This is a genomic window from Stenotrophomonas sp. (genome assembly GCF_032103445.1).
In the GTDB taxonomy this organism is placed as follows: domain Bacteria; phylum Pseudomonadota; class Gammaproteobacteria; order Xanthomonadales; family Xanthomonadaceae; genus Stenotrophomonas.
The window spans coordinates 1-21,357 of sequence record NZ_DAMDFR010000010.1 but is presented as its reverse complement, the minus strand read 5'-3'; the positions used below and the strand labels follow the sequence as shown (position 1 = coordinate 21,357).

The following is a 21,357-nucleotide window of genomic DNA, read 5'->3' as shown; positions in this document are numbered from 1 at the left end:
CACTTCCATTTGCTACAGACAGCCCGAGTATAAACCGCTGTTGCCACTCCATGTGTCAAATCATTGACACATGCGCGCACCCGCGCATGCCTGCGGCGCGACCGTGTTGACGCACCCCCGCATGCCTGGGGCGCGACGGTGTTGTAGAGCCGGGCTTGCCCGGCTGCTTTGGGCGGTATCGCGAAAGGCAGCGGGGCAAGCCCCGCTCTACGGGAATGCAGCCAATGCCCGGAGGCGCGCCGCAAGCGCGAACACAGGCCCCCACGTCAAAGCGACGTGGAATACACCAGCATCAAGCGGTTCTCCTCGGCATCACGCTGATAATTCGAACGGAAGAACCCATTACGCCAACGAATCGAGAAGTCCTTCAGCGCCTCACTCTGGAAGGTGTAGCCGATCTCGAAATCGCGCTGCCACTGGCGTCCTTCACCTGCAAAGGTGTTCGGGCGCGCATTGTCACCCTTCACGTAGCGCGCCAGGAACTTCAGACCCGGAATGCCGATGCGCTTGCCATCCAACTGGTAGCGCGCCTGCCAGCTGCGCTCGTCGCGCTCCATGAAGTCGTTGATGAAGGTCCAGTTGAACACGTTACCGTCGGTGCCGCCCACGAACGGCATCGCGGTGTCGCCGCTCATGTCCTGGTAGGCCACCGCGAACTCCTGGCCGTTGACATTCCAAGCAACCAGCGCGTTGACCGCACGGTTGTCGACCACGCCCGCAAGCGCCTGGCCCACGTCATCGGACACGTAATAGCGCAGCTCGGTGTCCAGCCGGCCGACAGGCAGAGGCTGGCGATACGCCACCGATGCCACTTGCTGGCGGTAGATGTCCTGCAGTTCCGCGTGCTCGATCCGAAGCTTCAACTGGTCGTTGACCTTCCAGCCAGCCGTGAACAGATCGAGGTGATCCGAGTCCGGGGTGCCGCTGAAACGACGATCCTTGTTGGTGATGGTCAGATGCACGCGATCCACACCGTCACGATACCAGCTGCGGTCGAAACGCTTGTAACCCAGCTCCAGGCCGTTCTTGAACGCCGCGCCCAGCGACGCACCTTCGAAGGTCTGCGGCAGCAGGCGGCTCGTGTTGGACTTCAAGGTCAGGTCAGAGGTGATATGGCTGCCAACGCGCAGCTCCGCCGGGCCGGCCTTGGCCTTACCGGTCACCGCCACGCGCCCGAAGGTGGTGCGCGCACCGTCTTCGTCATACGGCAGGATGCCGGTGCCCACTTCGGCATCGCTGCCGTCCAGCTTCAGGTCGCCCAGCCCAAGCAGATCCAGGCCGAAGCCGACCACGCCGGGGGTATAGCCGCTGCGGGCATCGATCATCAGGCCCTGCGCCCATTCCTCGCGCTTGCCCTGGCCACTGCCGCTGCGGAAATCACGGTTGTAGTAGAAATTGGTGGCGGTCAGATCGACCTCGGCTCCCTTGAAGAAGCCTTCGGACGTTTCGTCGGCCATCGCCGAGCCGCTGGCCAGGCACGCGGCCGCCAGCACGGAAATCGAAAGGTTACGCATCTTGCAACTCCTTAGAAGATCGCGCTGGCGATGAGGATCAGAACCAGCGACACCACCGAGGCCATCGACAGCGGCAGGCTCAGCGTCTTCAACGTGCCACGCAGGGTCATGCCCATCGTGGTCTGCATCAGCCAGAACGTATTGCTGGTCACATGCACCAGGAACAGCGAACCCGAGCCGGCGGCCAGTGCCACCAGCACCGGCGGCACGTCCAGCGAATGCAGGGCCGGTGCCAGCAGGCTGGCGGCGGTGATCGCCGAGGCGGACACCGAGCCGATGGCGATGTGCAGAATCGCTGCCACCAGCCACACCAGCAGCAGCGGTGCCGCGGTGTTGGCGGTGAAGTAGCCCGACAGGATGTCGCCCATGCCGGTGGTGGCCACCACGGCGGACAAGGAGCCGGCTACACCGGTCAGCAGCAGGATCTGGCCGCTTTCCTTGAACGCATCGGTCACTGCAGCGCTGCGGTCTTTCGCCGGAATGGTGAAGCGGGCGATGAAGAACGCCAACGCCAGGCCACAGAACAACGCAAAGGTGGAGTTGCCGATCGCTTCCAGCACCGGCGCATCCCAGCCCATCACGCGATCCACCGCACCCAGCGCGATCATCAGCATCGGCACGATGATCGGCAGCAGCGACAGCTTCAGCGGTACGGCGTTGCCTTGCGTGGTTTCATCAGCGGCGATCACCGCCGGCTGTTCGTCTTCCGGCAGCTCGTCGGTTTCCGGCTTCCAGAACCCGCGATGCAGCAGCCAGTGGAAGCCCCACAGGGTCAGGAACACGGTGGGAATGGCAATTGCCAGGCCGACCAGCAGCATGGTGCCCAGCTCCACGTCCAGCACCGCCGACAACGCCAGCGCGGCCACACCCGGCACCACCATGGTCAGCGCCATGTAGATGCCCACGCCCACGGCGGCGGCCATCTTCGGCAGCGCGTCGCCGCCCATGCGACGCGCCGTGGCGCGGGCCAGCGGAGCCGACATCAGCAGCAGCACGTCGGTGTAGATCGGCGGGAAGATCGAGGTCAGGATGGTCGCAAACGCGTACGGCATCTGCCTGGGCTTGAAGGTTTTCACCAGCAGCCGCACCACCTGCTGGAACGCCCCCATGCGGTGCAGGAACGCCCCGATCATCACCCCGAAGCCGATCAGCAGGCCGATCTTGCCCATCAGTTCGCCGAAGCCTTCGGTGATCGCCTTGATGGTTTCGGCAAACCCCAGCCCGGAGCTGAGCCCCAGGTACAGCGGCCCGGCGACCAGCGCGATCATCGGGTTGACCTTGAAATAGATGATCAGCAGAACGATCAACAAAATAGCGAACATGGCGTTCGCCAGCACAAACCACTCGTGCATGATTCCCTCCCAGGAATACAAAGCTGGTTGAAACGCACACCGGCACAGCCTGCGCCGGCGTGCGGAATGATCAGGCGGCGCGCAGGCCCGGCGGTGCCGGATGCAGGTCGCCTACCCGGCCGGCCTTGGCGACCTGACCGGAGGTTTCGTGGCCGACCAGTGCCGGCAGCGTTTTCGAAAGCTCAATGAGTCCGAGCAGATCCAACCCGGTGGGAATGCCCATTTCCTCGCACATGGCCACCAGGTCTTCGGTGCAGATGTTGCCCGACGCCCCTGGCGCGAACGGGCAGCCACCCAGCCCACCCAGCGCGGCATCGAAACGCTGAGCACCGGCGTCATAGGCCGCCACCACATTGGCCAGACCCAGCCCACGGGTGTCATGGAAATGCAGGGTCAGAGCGCCGGCATCCACCAGCTGCAGCGCCTTCTCGACCAGCCGCGCCACCTGGCGCGGGTTGGCCATGCCGGTGGTGTCGGCCAGGGTGATGCCGGTGCAGCCCAGGTCCAGGTAACGGCGCACGATGTCCAGCACCTTTGCCGGGGCCTGCGTGCCTTCGAACGGGCAGCCGAAAGCCGTCGCCACCGTGCCGTTGAGCAGCTTGGTGCCGTTGTTGAGCGCGGCGATCTGCGCAAAGCCAGCGAAACTCTGTTCGGCCGTCATGCGCATGTTGGCCAGGTTGTGGGTTTCACCTGCCGACATCACCAAGTTCAGCTCATCGGCACCTGCTGCCAGTGCACGCTCCGCGCCTTTCAGGTTCGGCACCAGCGCCACGTACACCGTGCCGGCGGCGCGCTGCAGGCCCGCGAACACCTCCGCGGCATCGGCCAGCGCCGGTACGGCCTTCGGCGACACGAAACTGCTCACCTCGACACGTGCGAAGCCCAGCTCGCCAAAGGCATTGCCCAGGCGGATCTTCTCTGCAGTTGGCACGAACACCGGCTCGATCTGCAGGCCGTCGCGCAGGCAGACTTCCTGCACGATCAAGGGACGGGATGCGGTCATGTTTACTTCTCCTTCGCCGTGATCCGGGCAATGGCATCGGCGGCCAGTCCCAGTTCGGCAAGCACCTGTGCGGTGTGTTCGCCCAGCGCCGGTCCAGTCCAGCGCATCTCGCCGGGCGTCTCCGAAAGCGTGGGCACGATGCCCGGCAGCGTGATCGGCTGCCCGTCCGGCAAGGTCGTGTTCAACAACATGCCGCGCGCCTGGTAATGCGGATCGGCGACGATGTCGGCGGCGGAGTAGATGCGCCCGGCCGGCACATCGGCCAGATCCAGCGCTTCCAGCACTGCATCGATGTTGCGCCCACTGGTCCAGTGGGTGATGGCCGCATCCAGCTCGGCATTGCGCGCCACGCGCCCCGGGTTGGTAGCCAGCGTCGGATCGTCGGCGAGGTCATCGCGGCCGATCGCACGCATCAGGCGCCGGTAGATCGGGTCGCTGTTGCCGGCGATCACCACGAACGCCCCGTCGGCAGTCGGGTAGGTATTGGACGGGCTGATGCCCGGCAGCGCCCCGCCGGTGCGCTCACGCACCTCGCCGAACATCGCGTACTCGGGCACCAGGCTTTCCATCAGGTTGAACACGCTTTCGACCAGAGAAACGTCCACCACCTGACCACCGCCCTGCCCGGTTTTCACCCGCAGCAGCGCCATCAGCGCACCCATCACCCCGTGCAGCGAGGCCAGCGAATCGCCCAGGCTCACGCCCACGCGCGCCGGTGGCGTGCTCGGATCGCCGGTGGTGTAACGGATGCCGCCCATGGCTTCGCCAATCGCGCCGAAGCCGGGGCGGTCGCGGTAGGGGCCGGTCTGGCCGTAACCCGAGATACGCACCATGATCAGGTCCGGGTTCAGCGCCGACAGCGCGTCCCAGCCCAGCCCCAGCTTTTCCAGGCCGCCGGGGCGGAAGTTCTCGATCACCACGTCGGCGCTGGCGGCCAGCTGGCGGGCCGCGTCGGCCCCGTCCGCGGACTTCAGGTCCAGCACCACGGACTTCTTGTTACGCGCCTGCAGCGACCACCACAGCGAGGTGTCGCCATGCAGCTTCCGCCATTTGCGCAGTGGGTCGCCCCCTTCCGGCGACTCCACCTTGATCACTTCGGCTCCGAATTCGGCAAACAGGCGCGCGGCGAACGGCGCGGCAATCAGCGTCCCGAATTCAACAACACGAATGCCCTGCAACGGACCTGGCATCCTGACTCCCTCCTGCGACAATGCAGCGCAGGGTAGCCAGCCTTCACACGGTTGCGCCAGACCTTATTCGCGAAATGGCGTTCGCATTTGGCGAACGCCTAATCCTTTGGTCGAAGATGGTCGAGCAGCTGCTGTGCGGCCGTGGAGAGGGTGCGGCCGTTGCGATACACCAGTTTCAGCTCTCTTTCCGCCCAGGCATCGGTCAGCGGCTCGAAGTGCAGTTTCATGGAGCGACCGAACAATTCGAACACCGGCTCCGGTACCAGCCCGATGCCCAGGCCCGCCTGCACCGTGCGGCAGATCGCATCGAAGCCCGGCACGTGGATACGCCGCCGCAGCGAGCGCCCCGCGTCACGCGCGGCAATCTGCGAACGGGTGAAGATCGAGCTTTCGGCGTGCAGCGCCACCTGGTCGTACGGCAGCGTGTCAGCGAAGGCGATCGGCCCCTGCCCCGCCAGCGGATGATCCGGGCGCATCAGCATCACCAGCCGGTCGCGACGGAACGGCAGTACAGCGAGGTCACCCAGTTCGCTGTCTCCGGAGCACACGCCGATTTCCGCCCAGCCTTCCTGGATACCGCGCACCACACCCGGCGTGGGTCGCTCTTCCAGTTCAATGCGCAGGTCCGGGTGTTCCAGGAAAAAAGCCTCCAGCGCTTCCGGCAGGTAGGCCACGATGGCCGACAGATTGGCCAGCATGCGAATGTGCCCACGGATGCCGCGCCGGTACTCCAGCAGCTCACTGGATAACGCCGAGGCGGCCAGCAACATCCGGCGCGCGTGCTGCAGCAGGCTTTCGCCGGCCAGGGTGAGCTGCATGCCGCGGCTGTTGCGGGTGAACAGCACCACATCCAGGCCGCTTTCCAGATCATTCAAGCGCCGACTGGCGGCCGAGGTGGCGATGGATTCGCGCTCGGCGGCCTTGGACAGCGAGCCTTCCTCGACCACGGCGACAAACAGCCGCAACGTGGTCAGGCTGATGCGGTCCACGGGCATGGGTTGGGTCACGAACAGGCTCCAGCCAGTACAGAACTGGAGGCATGATAGCGTGACCGGTCAATCCAGCCGGGTCGCTTCCTTCAATCGGTCCATGCCGGTGGGTTGGGCATGCTTTCCGAATTTGAAGTTGACTGACTCAATGGTGCCGTTGTACGGGAACAGCCCCTTCTCATCGTAATCGGCGCACACGGGTGACACGCAATCCATGCCCACGTCCATGCACTCGGTGCCACAGCGCTGGGGAATCTGCTCATCGATGTGGACGCTGTCCACTTTCTTGCCGTCAATGGACAGCACCACATCCGCCGGACCACCCGGTGTGGTGGTGGTCGGCGTGAACGTGACCTCGATCGTATGCTTGCCCGCCGCCAGTGCTTTCGGTGCGACCGCGTCGTAGCGTTTGATCGCAAAGAAGTTGTAATGGAAGCGCGGCTTGCCTTCCCAGAAGAACAGCGAGAAACCGGCCGCGTCGCCACCCAGTGCGAACAGCACGCCTTCGCCGCCCCCCTTCGGCACCTCGACCGGCACGGTCAAGGTAAATGGAACACCTACCAGCTTGGGTCCACTGCCTTCCGGCAAGCGGGTCATGCCGGGATAGAAGGTGACGTCCTCGCGACCGAAGAAGTAACTGGGGCGCAGGGTGACGTCCAGGCGCTCGGAGAAGCTGTCGTCCAGCGGAAACACGTTGTACTTCGATGCTTCGGTCATGAACAGGTCCTGCAGCTGGCGCAGGCGTACCGGCTCCTTGTCCGCCAGATCGACCGCTTGGCTGAAGTCCTTGTCGATGTGATAGAGCTCCCACTTGTCGTCGTCGAAGCTGAAGGAACCCGATGTCTCCCACGGCAGTCGGCCGTGACGGCAGCAGGCCATCCACCCATTGGCATACATGGCCCGGTTGCCGAGCATCTCGAAGTACTGTTTCGTGCGCGTACTGGGTGCTTTCTGCGCCCCCTTTTCGAAGGTGTAGGCGAAGCTGACACCCTCGATGGGCCTCTGCACATAGCCGTTCACCACCTGCGGCTCGGCGATGCCGACCACCTCCATCAACGTCGGCATGATGTCGATGCAGTGATGGAACTGGCTGCGCTGCTTGCCCTTGTCCTTGATCACTTTTGGCCAGGATACGAACATGGCGTTACGTGTTCCGCCAAAGTGCGAGGCCACCTGTTTGGTCCACTGGAACGGGGTGTCACCCGCCCACGCCCAGCCCACCGCATAGTGCGGCGAGGTGCCCGGCAGACCCCAGCGATCCTTGAATGCAATGGACTCCTCCATGGAGGGCTGTCGCCCGTTCAAGCTCATGATCTCGTTCGGCGTCCCCACCAGCGAACCTTCGCCGCTGGAGCCGTTATCGCCGATGATGTAGATGATGAGCGTGTTGTCGAGCTCGCCCAGTGTTTCAATAGCATCGATCACCCGGCCGGCTTCGAAGTCCGCGTGTTCCAGGAAATCGGCATAATTCTCCGCCTGCCGCGCGAACAGGGCCTGGTGTTCCTTCGGCTGGCTGTCCCAGGACGGAATCTGTTCCGGGCGCTCGGTCAGCTGGGTGCCCTTGGGAATGACGCCGCGTTTGATCTGTTCGGCGTGCACCTGCTCGCGGTACGCGTCCCAGCCCATGTCGAAACGCCCTTCGTTGCGTCCACGCCAATCCAGCGGCGGCTGGTGCGGGGCGTGCGCGGCACCGGTGGAGAAGTACGCCATGAACGGGCGGTCCGGCGCGATGGACTTCTGGGTGCGGATCCAGCCAATGCACTGGTCGGCCAGGTCGCGGGTGAGCTGGTAGCCGTCCTCCGGTCGTGCCGGCGGCTCAATGGGATCGGTGTTCTTCAGCAGTGACGGGAAGAACTGATCGGTTTCGCCGCTGATGAAGCCGTAGAACAGGTCGAAGCCCTGGTTGGTGGGCCAGTTGTCGAAGGGCCCCGCTGCACTGGTCAGGTTGTCCGGCACGTTGTGGTTTTTGCCGAACCAGCCGCAGGTGTAACCGGCCTGCTTCAGCAGTTCGGCGAACGTGGCGCAGCTTTTGGGAATGATGCCGCAGTAGCCCGGATAACCTGTCGCCATCTCGGCGATCACACCGCTGGCTACGGAATGATGGTTGCGCCCGGTCAGCATGGCGGCGCGCGTGGGTGAGCACAGCGCGGTGGTGTGGAACTGGTTGTAGAACAGCCCTTCTGCCGCCACCCTTTCCGCGGTGGGCATGCGCACCAGCCCGCCGCAGGCACTGGGCCAACCGAAGCCGACATCGTCCAGAAGTACCAGCAGGATATTGGGGGCACCGGACGGGGCCTCCTTCAGCGGCGGAAAGTCCGGCTTGGAGTTCTTTGCATACAGGCCGATCTCCGCGTTCGGGAACTTCCACTCCGGCTCGGGGAGGTGGTTCCGATCAATATGAACAGGGAAATCCGGGGTCTTCTTCGAGGCCATGATGCCGCTCCAGTCCGCGCGTGGGTATGCACCACAGACTGGCCTTGTTCTGCGTACCCTGCCTGCGCAGAACTACGCAGGGCGTGCCGGTACTTCTACTCAGCTTGGGCGACGCTGCGGCCAGCCGGTTAGAGCACCGGTCTTCCAGCGCCAGGCGCTGTACGCCAGGAATGCGATGGCCAGTACCAGCGTCGGCAGGTGGTAACCGCCTCCGGCACCGAAGCGAATGGCGTACATCGCCAGGTAGACAGCAAAAAGCAATACTGAAATGCGACGTCCGAATGCCAGAAACACGCCGGCCAATGCAAACGTCAGCGGCATCACGATCAGCTTGGCGATGTAGCTGGGCGGCATCAGCTCGAGCCCCCACTCGGAAAGCGAACGCAGGATCATGATCCACATGCTCATGAAGTGGACCGAGCAGAAGGCCGCAATGAGAATGGAGATCAGCCGATGCAGCAACGGCGGCAGGCGTGGCATGGAGGGGGATTGGGGAAGTTCCACCTGGGGCGGGCTGTAGGGGCTGTCCATGGGTGCGGCATCCGATTGGCGCTCGTCCTGCATTGCCCCTTCTCCTGTGGCATCCGTTCAGGAACGATAGCATGTCCGGTTATTACGCCACGAAGTCTTAACGCGGGTTGCCTATGCTGATTGTTCCGTCAGGAGCAGCCGGGCAAGCCCGGCTCTACGTTGGGAATGATCGGGGAAGAGCCCGGTTTTACATTTGGAATGGCCGGGTCGAGCCCGGCATACAAGGAGATTGCATGAAGAAGCTGCACGTTGCCCTGTTCGCCGCCTGCCTGCTGGGTGCCAGCCCGCTGGCTTTCGCCGAGGCCGTCAACCTGACCAACAGCGCCGAAGGGGCCAATCGTGACGCGGGCATTACCGCCGTCAAGAAGAAACTGCAGGATGCCTGCGCGGATCGCAAGGGTACTGCTGATGCCGAGTCGTTCGAGGTGGTGTTCGAGAAGACCAGCGAGAACCCCGACGTGCCGAAGCCGTATTACGTGGACGGCAAGATGAAGTGCAATTTGCCGGGTTGATATTGATACGCCGGGATGTGTGACGGGTAGAGTCGGTCGATAGACGACTGCCGTGAAATCATCAACGCCCGGTAACGCATTGCAATCGGGCGAAATCGGGATGCCGGCCGCAGGCCGGCATCTTCCTCCGTTCAAGGTCATGCGTTAAAGAACGTTGCACCCTCCACGGCAGTCGTCTATCGACCGACTCTACCCTCGACTGCCCCAAGCGTCCCGGAACCCAGAGCCCCACCCCCATCCCACCTGCCTGCTATAGTCCGGCCATCCAGCAATCACAAGGAATGGTCATGGGTCTGATCCAGGCGGTAAAGGGTGCGGTAGGCGGTGTTCTGGCCGACCAGTGGAAGGACTTCTACACGGTACCCAACGGGCTGCCGTCCACGGCCGCGCTGTTCGCTGCCGTGCCTCGTGGCACCAATGCCGGCCGCGGCTCCAACACCAGCGGCTCCTCCCACATCATCAGCAACGGCTCGAAGATCGTCGTGCCGGAAGGCTACGGCCTGCTGCTGATGCAGGACGGTGCCATCACCGCCTTCGTCGCCGAAGCCGGCGGCTATGAATGGCGCTCGGATGACCTCAATTCGCAGTCGGTATTCGCCGGCGACGGCATCGTCACCCCGCTGATCAAGCAGAGCTGGGAGCGCTTCAAGTTCGGCGGCCAGCCGGGCGCGCAGCAGGCGGCGTTCTTCGTTTCGCTGAAGGAACTGCCCGACAACCGCTTCGGCACCCAGTCGGAGATCTACTGGGACGACGCCTTCCTCAACACCCAGGTCGGCGCGGTCACGCGTGGCTCGTACACGCTGAAGATTGAAGATCCCATCCTGTTCGTGAAGAACTTCGTGCCGGCGGCCTACCTGCAGCCGGGCAAGGTGTTCGACTTCACCGACATGGACAATGCGGCCGCCAACCAGCTGTTCAATGAAGTGGTCAGTTCGCTGGCCCCGGCCTTCAGCCTGTACAGCAACGACCCGGCCAAGGGCAACCGCATCACCAAGCTGCAGCAGGACTCGCTGGGCTTTGCCCAGAGCCTGTCGGCAGCGGTGGAACACGGTTATCAGTGGAAGTCCGACCGTGGCCTGGCCATCGTCAAGACCGCCATTGTCTCCATCGAGTACGACGCCAACACCCGCGAACTGCTCAAGACCGTGCAGCGCGCCGACGCGCTGGCCGGCAGCCGTGGCAATTCCAACCTGCAGGCGAGCGTCGCCCAGGGCATCCAGTCTGCCGGCGAGAACGGCGGCGCGGCCGGCCTGATGGGCATCGGCATGGCCAGCGGCATGATGGGCGTGGGCAACCTGCAGCAGCCGGCCACCCCGGCCGCCGCACCAGTCGACGACACCGTGGCCAAGCTGAAGAAGGCGAAGGAAATGCTCGACCTCGGGTTGATCACCCAGGCCGATTACGACGCCGCCAAGGCCAAGGCGCTGGGCCTGTAAGACGCAGACCCGGTCATGAACAACCCAGGAAACACCCCGCCACCGCTGCCGCCGGTGCCGCCGCCGTTGCCCAAGGCAACGCTGGACGGCCCCGGCTCGCCGCACGATGTCCCGCCCCTGCCCGGCAGCTTCCCGCTCGACCCGGCCACCCTGCCCGACCCGATCCGGGCCGAGATCGAAGCGCCTGATCCCGAGGCGCTGGACACCTCGGCCGCCGAGCTGAAGGACGGCGTCAACCGCTGCCCGAAGTGCGGTTCCAGCGACGTGCGACTGAAGATCGGCACCGATGTGCTGGTCTGCCAGTACTGCCGTCACCAGTGGCATGGCGACCGCGTGGAAGAAGCGTTTGGCCTGGGCGACGGCCTGGACCAGCTGCGCGGCACGAACATCGCCAGCGGTGCGCGCAACATCGACGCGGGCACCGCCGCCCTGATGAGCTTCAAGTGCACCGGCTGCGGTGCCGAGGTCACCATCAACACCGAAAGCAGCATGACCGCCCGCTGCCACTGGTGCCGTCACGTATTCGGCGTCAACGAGCAGGTGTCCAACGGCGCCGTGCCCGATGCTGTGCTGCCCTTCCGGATCAGCAAGGACGACGCGGTTGCGCGCATCCGCCAGTTTGTCGACAAGCGCCGGTTGTTCGCCTTGAAGGCGTTCAAGGACCAGTTCACCCCGGAAAACGTCGTCGGCGTGTACATGCCGTACATGATCGTGGACAGCAATGTCAGCGCGGCGGTCAGCGGCAAAGGCGAGATCCAGACCCGTGAATACACCGTGGGCAGCGGCGACAAGAAGAAGACCTACTACGACGCCGACGTGTACCAGGTGGACCGCCAGGTCGACTTCACCGTGGACGACCTGCCGCTGGAGTCTTCCGCCCAGCGCGGCAACATGGACATCAAGGTCAACACCAACAACATCATCAACACCATCCTGCCGTTCGACACCAAGAACGCGGTGAAGTGGAACGCGTCCTATCTGCTCGGCTTCTCATCGGAGAAGCGCGACCTGGACGTGGAAAAGATGATGCCGCGGCTGGAAGACCAGCTGCTGTCCATCGCCCGTTCGGAAGTGCACAGCTCGGTGCGCCGCTTCAACCGCGGCGTGCGCTGGGAGCAGGAGCAACTGGAAGTGCACGGCACCCGCTGGGTGTCCATGTACCTGCCAGTGTGGCTGTATTCGTATCACCAGCCCGGCCGCAACGGCGGCATGCTGCATTACATCGCGGTCAACGGCCGTACCGGTGAAACCATGGGCAGCGTGCCGGTGCAGCAGTGGAAGCTGCTGCTGGCCGCGCTGACCACCGGCACGATCGTGGAAGCCCTTGTCATTGCCCTACTGGTAGCCAGCGCATGAGTGACGATAGTGGTCTTTGGTTGTTGGCGGCGGGTCCTGCGGCCGCTACGGGGTTGTACTGGGCGCTGTACCGGTATTACCGCAACACCGACAAGTCGCATGCGTTTGAGCGTGAGACCTTGGTGGAGGCAAAGCCGGTGACGGGTGACGAGCGTAAAGTGGCGACCAATAACGGGACGCAGGAAACGCGCATTCGCGGTGACAATGTGGGTGAGTATCGGAAGCGGGTGGCGCGAACGCGTTGATGGGTTGGGGGTTGACGCGCATGGCGCGTCACTTCCGGGGTTCACGAATCACGCGCAGGGCGCGTGACTACGGATGCTGGCGATTGGTAGAGTCGGTCGACAGACGACTGCCGATAACGATGATCGGCATGGTAACGCATGACCCTGATCGACGGGTCAGCGGGCTTGATGTTCCTGACCATGCCCGGTTGAAACCAGCCTCTACTTCCCACGCTTGGCTCTCCGCTGGGCCTCCTGCCGGGAAGACGCTTCGAGCATCCAGCGCGCTGCATTCATCGACATCCAGTTGAGCAACAAGATGTTCACCACCAAAGCGATCAACGCACCCAACCCGCTGTAGGCTGAAGCCGAAACCAGGAGCAAAGCTCCAAAAAGCACGACCATTATCTTCCATAAATCACGATGGCGGCCCCGCCGACGAGCAACACTCCTCCAGTTCCCGAAGTGAACTGGAGTGCATATGCACAAAGCAAGGATCATCGGGATTATCGCAATTGGAACACCGCGACTCTTGAAACTACGGACGTTGTCAGAGTCATATGGCCAGATCGACAGCAGCATATCCGTAATCGGAAACGCCCAGTGGTCAACCAGAAACAGCGCGCACATAAAGAACATCGTCAAACACCAGAAGAGGAGTCCAAACGCACTCAGCACCCGGCCCTCCTGCGTACGGCCCGTCATCCAGCTTGCAACGAGCTCATAGACCGCAACAATCTTCGGCCACCGCTCATGACGAAAATTCACGATCCCGCCTCCACCGATGACACTGCACATACACCCGTCGCGACCAACCTCTGAACTCATGACCAAACTGCGCATCTCACTTGTATCAGTGATGGTGCGGCAGATTTTCATCCGAGGCAGCTGATCGCCCGCATCCATCCCCAAGCCGAACCCCTCCGACGGCGGTGTATCCAAACAAGCCATCTTCAACATCAAGCAGGAACTTGTCGCCTCGCCGCAATGTGGAGAGGTCGACAACCGCTTGCTTGTAGAAAACCAATCTCGGTATTGCTTCAGAGTCGCCTTCAACGAGAAGACGGACACGCTTCATCGCGTGAGTCTCCACACCGGCGCTTGAATGCTCTGAGTTCAACACGAAGCACTGCAATCTTTGCTCAGAACCAATCGAATTAAGCGTGATAGCTGCGGAGTAGAGAACAACACTCACAAAGTATCCAATCAGAGCTGCTCCAATGACAATCAGCAACCCGTTCTTTGCAAACGAAGAACGAGCGGACGCTGCCTTTGCTCGAGGGAGAACCAAAGGCACCAGAACCATGACGACCACAAGCAGCCATAGCACCAACTTACCCACGGTCGTCCAGACGTGTGGGACGAAGAAAATCTGGCGAACATAGAACAACGCAAAAGATAGGAATCCCGTCAAGGCCACGCCTACAGCCACGAACATCAACTTCATGGGACTTGCCTGGTCCAATTTCACGCCACCGACCCCTCGAATCTGATTCGAAAACCACCCTTGCAAGTACCCGAGGCACCCCATGCTCCTCCAGAGCAGCGAGTATCCCCAATACTGATTGTTGTGCATAGGCGCTTGACCTCGGCCTTCAAACGCCGGACCTCGGCTGAATCCTTGGACGATGGCAACATCGCCCCCTCGGGCGTTCCCGCCAGCGCCTCGACTTTGGCCTTCCGGAGCCATTGGTACAGGCTATGGGAAGAGACCCCGAGCCGCTTGGCAACCTCCGCAACCGCAAAGCCACTTTCGGTCAGCTGCTTGACCGCCCGGCCTTGAACTCATCCGTGTACTGCTTGCTCGCCACAGACACCTCTCTCGCTACCATTGATTATGGGTCTGAGTTGTCTCCGACATCCTGGCTGGTCCACCTGTTGTACTCAACCATGTACAGATCACGAACCTCTGTTAGAAGACTGTGCGCAGTCTTAGCATCCTGAACTAGGTACCCCCCTCCATTGTTGATCACAGACACCACCTCCTCGTTCCCGGAGCGAGCACTGTCAATCGCGGCATTCAGGGCACCTATCACCCTCTCATGATAAGCAAGGTCTGCCGAAGTAACGCCCGCGAGTTGGTCCATCGCCTCTTCAATTGGCTCCTGACCGATGTCGCCAGCAAAGATGTTCTCCAACTCGACGATCCAACTCGCCGGACCGACCATGTCTCCTACCCCTTGGAATTGTTGCATGGGAATCAGGTTTCGCAGCTCAAGGTGCCCCATGAACACCTTTTGTGGAGACGGCGCGCGAGACAGCGACGTCGAGCGAATCAGGAACAGGAGTCAACTGCGTGTGATCGACCGGCAGGGGGTCCTCAGACCATGCCTCAGGCACAAGCGCTTGTGCGTGAGAATAGGATCTGCAACAAGAGCACCACTCCCATACACTGCCACGGCCCTTATACCTCACTCCGTTACTTTCGGACATCGCACGACGCCCGAGAGAATAGTAGTGCCGCAACCCATCTTTACCGCAGACGGGACATAGCACAGGCACCAAGAAACCTGGCGCTTCCACGGAAAAGGAGCGCTCCCACTCCACAATTCTATTCACCGGCACACCAATCCAATCTGAGTGGTCCATGATTCAGCGATTCCCCCTAATCCAGTCTTCCAGATTGTTACCCGATCCGTAAACAGAGCCATCATCCAGCGACCCGTCCCGCCCGTGAGGCTTGTGGGCTCCGCCCCGAAGATAGTCTCTAGCGTGACTAAGCTCATGCGCAATCGTGTTTGCAGCGGTCGCTTGGTCAACCAGCGCATCTGGTCGATTCGAATCGCGATCTCCCAAGTAGCTCACGTCAATCAACTTTAGAATGGAAACAACGTCTCGTGGCTTAAAGCGCCTCATCTTCACTTACTCCCCGTGGCACCCCATGATCGTCCAGAGCAGCGAGTATCCCGAACAATGATTGTGGTGCATAGGTACTGGGACGAGATTATGTTGCGGGTGCGGCGTTGCTCCGCGACTGGCAGTGCGAGCGCCGGCCAACGGCCGGCGCTACCGGTGCCTTGAAGGTTTCTTGAAGTTTCACGCGCATTCTCGGAGCACTCCAACCCGAGGCGCTTTCCATGTTACGTATATTGCTGGCAGTTGTTCTGACCGTCGTCCCGCTCTCCGCCCTGTCCACCCCTGCCCTCGATACGGTACTGATGATCGTCAGCGGCGAAGGCCGCGACGCCGGTAAGACCCGCCCAGGCTACGAATTCGACGAGGTCTCCCAAGCCTGGCTGATCTTCAAAGCCAACGGACTGTCGGTAGAGGTCGCCAGCCCGCAGGGCGGACCGGTCGAGGCAGACAAGTACAACCCGAAAGAGCCCTTCAATGCCCAGTTGCTGGCTGACCACGACGCCATGGGCAAGTTGGCCAACACCCGCAAGATCGCCGACCTGCAGGCGGCCGACTACGCCGCGGTGTACGTCGTAGGCGGCAAGGGTGCCATGTTCGACCTTCCCCGCCACGCCCCTCTGCAGGAACTGATCGCCAACGCATGGCAACGCGGCGCGGTGGTCGCGGCGGTCTGCCACGGACCGGCCGCGCTGGCTCCGGTACGTCTGGCAGACGGCACCGCGCTGGTGGCCGGGCGCAAGGTGACCGGCTTCAGCAACGAAGAGGAAGCCCTGTTCGGCAAGAAGTGGGCGAAGGAGTTTCCATGGCTGCTGGAAGACGCGCTTCGTGAACGTGGCGGCCAATGGAGCGAGGCCCCATTGATGATGCCGCATGTGGTCACTGACGGTCGTCTGGTCACAGGGCAGAACCCCTACTCGACCCCAGGCGTGGCCGAGGCCATCGTGCGCGCTCTGGGCCGCACCCCCGTGGCGCGCCAGCCGGGACGTGACGAAAGGGCCATGGCAGTCGTCCATCAGCTGCGCAGCGGCGATCTCAAGGGTGCGGCGGCCGCCGTCAAGCGCGATCCCGCCGCGCACCATGTGGAGCTGATCGGCATGCTGGGCTACTACCAGGCCAAAGCGGCCGGCGACGACGCGACTGCGCTGCGCCCGGCGCTGCAGACCATGGAACTGGCCGCCCCGTACATGACCGAGCCCCAGTTGACCCTCGGCATCGCCGACGCCCACCTGCGTCTGGGTAACCGTGAAAAGGCCCGCGCACTGGTCCAAACGGTACTGGACGCCTCGCCGGGCATGGAACAGGCTGTGACCCTGCTGAAACGGATTGACGGCTAAAACGATGGCAAGCCCTGCCCTGCGTGTACTGGTGATCGAAGACAACCAAGTGCTGCGCGACAACCTGGCTCCGCTGCTGGCCACGCACGGTATACAGGCTGACTTTGCCGCCGACGGTTTGAGTGGTCTGCAGGCGGCACTGGTCAGTCCGCCTGACGTGCTGGTGCTGGACGTCGGGCTGCCAGGGCTGGACGGTCTGCGGGTGTGCGAACAGTTGCGCGCCCGCAGTGACCGCCACATTCCCGTACTGATGCTCACCGCACGGGATGCGCTGGAGGACACACTAGCCGGGTTCCGCAGCGGGGCCGACGACTATCTGGTGAAGCCCTTTGCCGGGGCCGAGCTGGTGGCCCGCTGTCTGGCGCTGTCCCAGCGCCATCGATTGGGCACGCAGCACGTGCTGCGCGTCGGCAGCCTCAGCATCGACCGGCGCACCCATGCCGTCGAACGTGCGGGCAAGCCGCTGGTATTGCCCCAAACCGCCCTGCAGCTGCTGCTGGTGCTGGCCGAGGCGTGGCCACGCACCTTGACCCGCAGTGAGCTGGTCGAGCGTCTATGGGGTGAGGAGCCTCCAGAGTCCGACCCGCTGCGAACGCACCTGTACACCTTGCGCCAGGTCATGGACAAACCGTTTGCCGTACCCCTGCTGAAAACGGTGCACGGGGTCGGGTTCCGGCTGGAAGCCGATCAATGAGCGCTTCCCTTTCACCGCGTCGCCGCCTGCGCCACCGGTTGATGGCGGCCTTCGCTGGGTTCGCGCTGCTGGTCGCGGCGCTGTACGGGTTCTACGCCGTGGTGTTCGTGTATCTCGTCGAAGACCAGATGTTCAGCGGCCTGCTGCAGCAGGAAGCCCATGCCCAGCAGACCCATCATGCCCAGACCGGGCAGTGGCGCACCCCGGCGCTCGCCTTCATGCAGGTGCATCAGGGTCCCACCACCCTGCCGGATGGCCTCGGCGCACGCCTGGCCGCCGAGCCGTGGCGGCGCGAGTTCGCCGGTGACGACGGGCGCCACTATCACCTGCTGCGCCTGGACGCGCCTGCACCGGCATGGCTGGTCGCCGAGGTCAGCCAGCAGCTGGTCGTGCGGCCGATGCGTGGCGGTATCGCGCAATGGCTCGGCTGGTCCGGGCTGGCCGTGGTCCTGCTCGCGCTGCTGATCGGGGCCTGGCTGGCACGACGGATGACCGCCCCCCTGACCGAACTGGCGACCTTGGTCGATCGCGCCACACCGGCCCAGCTGCCGCATGGCTTCGCAGAGCGCCTGCCCGATGATGAGGTGGGAGCGCTGGCACGTACGCTGCAGCGCCTCATGAATCGCATCGAGGACTTTGTGGCGCGGGAACGGGAGTTCACCCGCGACGCCAGCCACGAGCTGCGCACCCCGCTGGCGGTGATCCGCAGTGCCTGCGAACGGATATCGCTACGCAAGGACATCGCTCCGGATGTAGGCCAACAGCTGGCGTATATCCATCAGTCGGCGCAGCAGCTGGAGCGCACGGTCAGTACTTTGTTGATGCTGGCGCGTGAGGAGCATGAGCGGGAAGTCGCTCGAGAGGTAGCCCTGCTTCCCCTGCTGGAGCGGGCTATTGTCGACCACGCGATGCTGCTGGAGGGGCGCGATATCGACGTTGACCTGCAGGTGCCCGCAACGGCAAAGGCCCACGTCGCCCCGACTGCGCTGCAGATCGTGGTCTCCAATCTGGTCGGCAACGCGTTCGCACATGCAACCGCTGGAACGGTTTCAATCGTCGTAGACGATGACAAGCTGCGCTTTGCCAACGTTGGAAATGGAGTGGATGCCGCAACGATGGAACCGTTTGTGCGCGGTGCAGACAGTGCCGGTCACGGACTGGGGTTGGCCATTGTGCGGCGGGTTTGCGAGCGGCACGGATTTAGGTTCGAAACGGGTAGCGTTGATGGGCGCGTGGAGGTTGTAGTGCGGCTCAGCGCTACAGAAGGCCGGCCAACGGCCGGCGCTACCGGAGTTACGGAAACCTGAATAGGCAACCCTCACACAATCGATACGCGGATCCGGCAAATGTCCTGAACAGGCGGCAATTTTCGTGGACCTACCCCACCCCGGTGCACTACTGTCCGCATCAGGGGGCTGGGGAGGACGAGACCGTGCTGGAAGAACGCACCAACGACCTGCTGAACGACGAAGCGCGGCAGTTCTCACTGCTGCTGAACTCGGTCACGGATTACGCCATCTACATGCTGGATACCGAAGGGGTCATCCGCACCTGGAATCCGGGTGGCCGCCGCATCAAGGGCTACACCAACCGCGAGGTGATCGGCACCAACTTCGCCCGCTTCTACCTGCCGGAAGACATCGAGGCCGGGGTTCCCGAGCGCAACCTGCACACCGCCGCCACCGAGGGCCGCTACGTCGGCGAAGGCTGGCGCATGCGCAAAGACGGCTCGTGCTTCCGCGCCAGCGTGGTGATCGACCCGATCCGGGTGGACCGCGAGCTGATCGGCTACGCCAAGGTCACCCGCGATGTCACCGAACGGCATGTGGCCCAGCAGCGCCTGCAGGAAGCGCAGGCCAACCTGCTGCAGGCGCAGAAGCTGGAAGCCATCGGCAAGTTCACCCTGGGCATGGCCCATGACTTCAACAACCTGCTCACCGTCATCATCAACTGCCAGGACCTGCTGGAGGCCAAGGTGCAGGACGAGGGGTCGGCCAAGCTGGTCGATACCACCCTGCGCGCGGCCGAGCGCGGTGCCCTGCTCACCCGGCAGCTGCTCAGCTTCGCCCGCGGCCAGGCCCTGGCCCCGGAGCGGCTGGACCTGAGCGCGGTGATGCGCGAATGCGAGGGCGTGCTGCGGCGTTCGGCCGGCGATGCCATCGCCCTGCAACTGGACCTGGCTGACGACCTGCCCTGCTGCGCCGTGGACCGCACCCAGCTGGAAACCGCCGTGTTGAACCTGGTCTGCAACAGCCGCGATGCAATGAACGACGCCGGGCGCATCTGCATCCACACCGCCCTGCAGTTCACCCAGGACCCGGCCCGGCCCGAGCAGCCCCCCACGGCCTTCGTGCGGTTGTCAGTGCACGATAACGGCCCCGGCATTCCCAAAGAACAGCAGGCACGCGTGTTCGAACCGTTCTTCACCACCAAGCCCATCGGCAAAGGAAGTGGACTGGGCCTCAGCCAGGTGTTCGGCTTCACCGCACAGTCGGACGGCTTCACCCGCCTCATCAGTGAACCCGGTCACGGAACGTGCGTGGAGTTGTATTTTCCGGCCGTGTGAAGGCCGTTTCATCAACTCACGCTCACATCGCACAAGGTATCTCTGGCTCACTCCAAGGTGGGGGTGATCGGCGATGCAGTCACTGATCAGCGTGGATGAAGCCACCCACGCCGTACATGCACAACCCCGTGTTCGCACCAACGAATCGGTGCCGCTGCCCGAAGCGGTGGGCCGGGTGCTGGCCGACGAGGTCATGGCCGAGCGCGCGCACCCTCCGTTCGACCGCGTCACCATGGACGGCATTGCCACGCGCTGGTTGCCGGTGATGCCCGCCGTGCTGCGTGTGGCCGGTGCGCAGACCGCCGGCGGCTATGGCCAGGCGCTCAGGGAAGCCGATACCTGCATCGAAGTCGCCAGCGGCGCGCTGCTGCCGGAAGGCTGCGACTGCGTGATTCCAATCGAGCATCTGGTGCGCAATGCACAGGGCTACAGTCTGGCTCCCGCCGCCAGCCCCAGTCGCGGGCAGTTCATCCACCGCCAAGGCGCGGACTGCCCCGCCGACGCGGTCGTGCTGGAGGCCGGCGTCCGCATCGGGCCACCCCAGATGGCCGTGTTGGCGGCCAACGGCGTGGCAACGGTGAAAACGGTGCGGCTGCCCATCGTGGCCATCGTCACCACCGGCGATGCGCTGCTGGATGTGGCCGCACCGCTGCACCCCGCGCGGATCAGGCGCTGCAGCGACCTGGCCATGATGGCCGCGCTGCAGGAGGCAGGTCTGGGCCTTCCCACCTTGCAGCCGTTGTCGGACGATCCGGATGTGCTGGGAGCCACCCTGTCCCGCCTGCTGCAGAGCCACGACGTGCTGGTGCTGTCCGGTGGGGTCACGCTGGGACAGCGCGACTATCTGCCCACCACCCTGGAAAGCGTGGGCGTACGCTGCGTCTTCCAGGGCGTGGCGCAGCAGCCTGGGCGCGCCATGTGGTTTGGCGTAGGGCCCAACGCGCAGCGGGTCTTCGCGCTGCCGGGTAATCCGTACTCGGCGCTGGTGTGCATGGCGCGTTATGTCCGCCCGGCGTTGCTGTCGGGCATGGGCGTATCGGTGGTGGCCTGCGAGCAGGTGCGGCTGGCCGCTGCCGTCCCCGCGCACGTGCTGACCCAGTTCGTGGCCGTGCGCCTGCGGCGCGAGCCCGGCGGCGAGGTATTGGCCCAACCATTGCCCCCGCGCAGCAACGCCGACGTCACCACCCTCGCCGCCACCGACGGCTTCGTCGAGGTCCCCGCCGGGCTGGCCTGCGAAGTCGGCCATGCATTACCGCTGTACCGCTGGTGACACACCCCCTTCACCCCACGACTACCACAATCGTGTAGCCGCACCCGTAGATACCGTCTCGCCCCTGCCTATGCAAGGGCGATTTCGGGATCAAACG

Annotated in this window: 19 protein-coding genes and 1 pseudogene; 9 read left to right on the top strand and 11 right to left on the bottom strand. The window is 63.5% G+C overall.

What is annotated here, in order from left to right; translation table 11 throughout:
- Nucleotides 1–266: 266 nt before the first annotated feature.
- The 7 genes from RT551_RS05845 to RT551_RS05815 all read right to left on the bottom strand — a co-directional run bounded on the left by RT551_RS05845 (nt 267) and on the right by RT551_RS05815 (nt 9,045).
- Complete coding sequence (locus tag RT551_RS05845) at nt 267–1,514, bottom strand: OprD family outer membrane porin (protein WP_313456388.1); 1,248 nt, start codon at nt 1,512–1,514, stop codon at nt 267–269.
- Between the two features lie 11 nt (nt 1,515–1,525).
- Entirely contained in the window at nt 1,526–2,866 is a 1,341-nt protein-coding gene (locus tag RT551_RS05840; RefSeq protein WP_313456385.1) for an SLC13 family permease, read from the bottom strand.
- A gap of 70 nt (nt 2,867–2,936) precedes the next feature.
- Entirely contained in the window at nt 2,937–3,869 is a 933-nt protein-coding gene (locus tag RT551_RS05835) for a hydroxymethylglutaryl-CoA lyase (RefSeq protein ID WP_313456384.1), read from the bottom strand.
- A gap of 2 nt (nt 3,870–3,871) precedes the next feature.
- On the bottom strand, nt 3,872–5,059 hold the full coding sequence (locus RT551_RS05830) for a CaiB/BaiF CoA-transferase family protein (protein ID WP_313456382.1): 1,188 nt from the start codon (nt 5,057–5,059) through the stop codon (nt 3,872–3,874).
- A 98-nt stretch (nt 5,060–5,157) separates the two neighbouring features.
- Nucleotides 5,158–6,066 carry a LysR substrate-binding domain-containing protein gene (locus tag RT551_RS05825; RefSeq protein ID WP_313456380.1) on the bottom strand — a complete coding sequence of 303 codons (909 nt, stop codon included), beginning with the start codon at nt 6,064–6,066 and terminating at the stop codon, nt 5,158–5,160.
- A gap of 48 nt (nt 6,067–6,114) precedes the next feature.
- The gene (locus tag RT551_RS05820) at nt 6,115–8,481 is read right to left on the bottom strand and encodes an arylsulfatase (protein ID WP_313456379.1); all 2,367 of its coding nucleotides are present in this window, start codon (nt 8,479–8,481) and stop codon (nt 6,115–6,117) included.
- Nucleotides 8,482–8,580: 99 nt separating this feature from the next.
- Nucleotides 8,581–9,045 carry a hypothetical protein gene (locus RT551_RS05815; protein ID WP_313456378.1) on the bottom strand — a complete coding sequence of 155 codons (465 nt, stop codon included), beginning with the start codon at nt 9,043–9,045 and terminating at the stop codon, nt 8,581–8,583.
- A 200-nt stretch (nt 9,046–9,245) separates the two neighbouring features.
- Here RT551_RS05815 and RT551_RS05810 point away from each other — a divergent pair, with 200 nt between their 5' ends.
- The 4 genes from RT551_RS05810 to RT551_RS05795 all read left to right on the top strand — a co-directional run bounded on the left by RT551_RS05810 (nt 9,246) and on the right by RT551_RS05795 (nt 12,561).
- The gene (locus RT551_RS05810; RefSeq protein WP_311191433.1) at nt 9,246–9,524 is read left to right on the top strand and encodes a hypothetical protein; all 279 of its coding nucleotides are present in this window, start codon (nt 9,246–9,248) and stop codon (nt 9,522–9,524) included.
- Nucleotides 9,525–9,811: 287 nt separating this feature from the next.
- Complete coding sequence (locus RT551_RS05805; protein WP_313456374.1) at nt 9,812–10,960, top strand: SPFH domain-containing protein; 1,149 nt, start codon at nt 9,812–9,814, stop codon at nt 10,958–10,960.
- A gap of 15 nt (nt 10,961–10,975) precedes the next feature.
- Nucleotides 10,976–12,316: a TFIIB-type zinc ribbon-containing protein gene (locus tag RT551_RS05800; protein ID WP_313456372.1), complete on the top strand. Its 1,341-nt coding sequence runs from the start codon at nt 10,976–10,978 to the stop codon at nt 12,314–12,316.
- Nucleotides 12,313–12,561, top strand: coding sequence for a hypothetical protein (locus RT551_RS05795; protein ID WP_313456369.1), 249 nt, complete (start codon nt 12,313–12,315; stop codon nt 12,559–12,561). The genes RT551_RS05800 and RT551_RS05795 overlap by 4 nt, the downstream gene beginning before the upstream one ends.
- A 201-nt stretch (nt 12,562–12,762) precedes the next feature.
- On the opposite strand, the gene RT551_RS05790 is transcribed toward RT551_RS05795, so the two are convergent.
- The 4 genes and pseudogenes from RT551_RS05790 to RT551_RS05775 form a co-directional block, all read right to left on the bottom strand.
- Nucleotides 12,763–13,308, bottom strand: a complete 546-nt coding sequence (locus RT551_RS05790; protein ID WP_313456367.1) for a hypothetical protein — start codon at nt 13,306–13,308, stop codon at nt 12,763–12,765.
- Between the two features lie 85 nt (nt 13,309–13,393).
- Nucleotides 13,394–13,987: a hypothetical protein gene (locus RT551_RS05785; protein ID WP_313456364.1), complete on the bottom strand. Its 594-nt coding sequence runs from the start codon at nt 13,985–13,987 to the stop codon at nt 13,394–13,396.
- A gap of 128 nt (nt 13,988–14,115) precedes the next feature.
- A pseudogene (locus tag RT551_RS05780) lies at nt 14,116–14,351 on the bottom strand (transposase); the annotation flags it as partial.
- Nucleotides 14,352–14,375: 24 nt separating this feature from the next.
- A complete protein-coding gene (locus RT551_RS05775) occupies nt 14,376–14,708 on the bottom strand; it encodes a hypothetical protein (protein ID WP_313456361.1) in 333 nt (110 codons plus the stop codon).
- A 921-nt stretch (nt 14,709–15,629) separates the two neighbouring features.
- Here RT551_RS05775 and RT551_RS05770 point away from each other — a divergent pair.
- The 5 genes from RT551_RS05770 to RT551_RS05750 all read left to right on the top strand — a co-directional run bounded on the left by RT551_RS05770 (nt 15,630) and on the right by RT551_RS05750 (nt 21,260).
- Nucleotides 15,630–16,730, top strand: a complete 1,101-nt coding sequence (locus RT551_RS05770; RefSeq protein ID WP_313456358.1) for a DJ-1/PfpI family protein — start codon at nt 15,630–15,632, stop codon at nt 16,728–16,730.
- A 19-nt stretch (nt 16,731–16,749) separates the two neighbouring features.
- Nucleotides 16,750–17,424, top strand: coding sequence for a response regulator transcription factor (locus RT551_RS05765; protein ID WP_313456511.1), 675 nt, complete (start codon nt 16,750–16,752; stop codon nt 17,422–17,424).
- Nucleotides 17,421–18,731, top strand: coding sequence for a HAMP domain-containing sensor histidine kinase (locus RT551_RS05760; protein ID WP_313456356.1), 1,311 nt, complete (start codon nt 17,421–17,423; stop codon nt 18,729–18,731). Before RT551_RS05765 ends, RT551_RS05760 begins: the two co-directional genes overlap by 4 nt.
- 125 nt (nt 18,732–18,856) lie before the next feature.
- Complete coding sequence (locus tag RT551_RS05755; protein ID WP_313456353.1) at nt 18,857–19,990, top strand: ATP-binding protein; 1,134 nt, start codon at nt 18,857–18,859, stop codon at nt 19,988–19,990.
- A gap of 73 nt (nt 19,991–20,063) precedes the next feature.
- The gene (locus RT551_RS05750; RefSeq protein WP_313456351.1) at nt 20,064–21,260 is read left to right on the top strand and encodes a molybdopterin molybdotransferase MoeA; all 1,197 of its coding nucleotides are present in this window, start codon (nt 20,064–20,066) and stop codon (nt 21,258–21,260) included.
- Nucleotides 21,261–21,357: the final 97 nt, after the last annotated feature.

Bases quoted from the DNA above. Each gene is read 5' to 3' on its own strand.
- RT551_RS05845 (WP_313456388.1), bottom strand. From the start codon at position 1,514: ATGCGTAACCTTTCGATTTCCGTGCTGGCGGCCGCGTGCCTGGCCAGC.
- RT551_RS05840 (WP_313456385.1), bottom strand. From the start codon at position 2,866: ATGCACGAGTGGTTTGTGCTGGCGAACGCCATGTTCGCTATTTTGTTG.
- RT551_RS05835 (WP_313456384.1), bottom strand. From the start codon at position 3,869: ATGACCGCATCCCGTCCCTTGATCGTGCAGGAAGTCTGCCTGCGCGAC.
- RT551_RS05830 (WP_313456382.1), bottom strand. From the start codon at position 5,059: ATGCCAGGTCCGTTGCAGGGCATTCGTGTTGTTGAATTCGGGACGCTG.
- RT551_RS05820 (WP_313456379.1), bottom strand. From the start codon at position 8,481: ATGGCCTCGAAGAAGACCCCGGATTTCCCTGTTCATATTGATCGGAAC.
- RT551_RS05815 (WP_313456378.1), bottom strand. From the start codon at position 9,045: ATGCAGGACGAGCGCCAATCGGATGCCGCACCCATGGACAGCCCCTAC.
- RT551_RS05810 (WP_311191433.1), top strand. From the start codon at position 9,246: ATGAAGAAGCTGCACGTTGCCCTGTTCGCCGCCTGCCTGCTGGGTGCC.
- RT551_RS05805 (WP_313456374.1), top strand. From the start codon at position 9,812: ATGGGTCTGATCCAGGCGGTAAAGGGTGCGGTAGGCGGTGTTCTGGCC.
- RT551_RS05800 (WP_313456372.1), top strand. From the start codon at position 10,976: ATGAACAACCCAGGAAACACCCCGCCACCGCTGCCGCCGGTGCCGCCG.
- RT551_RS05795 (WP_313456369.1), top strand. From the start codon at position 12,313: ATGAGTGACGATAGTGGTCTTTGGTTGTTGGCGGCGGGTCCTGCGGCC.
- RT551_RS05785 (WP_313456364.1), bottom strand. From the start codon at position 13,987: ATGAAGTTGATGTTCGTGGCTGTAGGCGTGGCCTTGACGGGATTCCTA.
- RT551_RS05775 (WP_313456361.1), bottom strand. From the start codon at position 14,708: ATGGTCGGTCCGGCGAGTTGGATCGTCGAGTTGGAGAACATCTTTGCT.
- RT551_RS05760 (WP_313456356.1), top strand. From the start codon at position 17,421: ATGAGCGCTTCCCTTTCACCGCGTCGCCGCCTGCGCCACCGGTTGATG.
- RT551_RS05750 (WP_313456351.1), top strand. From the start codon at position 20,064: ATGCAGTCACTGATCAGCGTGGATGAAGCCACCCACGCCGTACATGCA.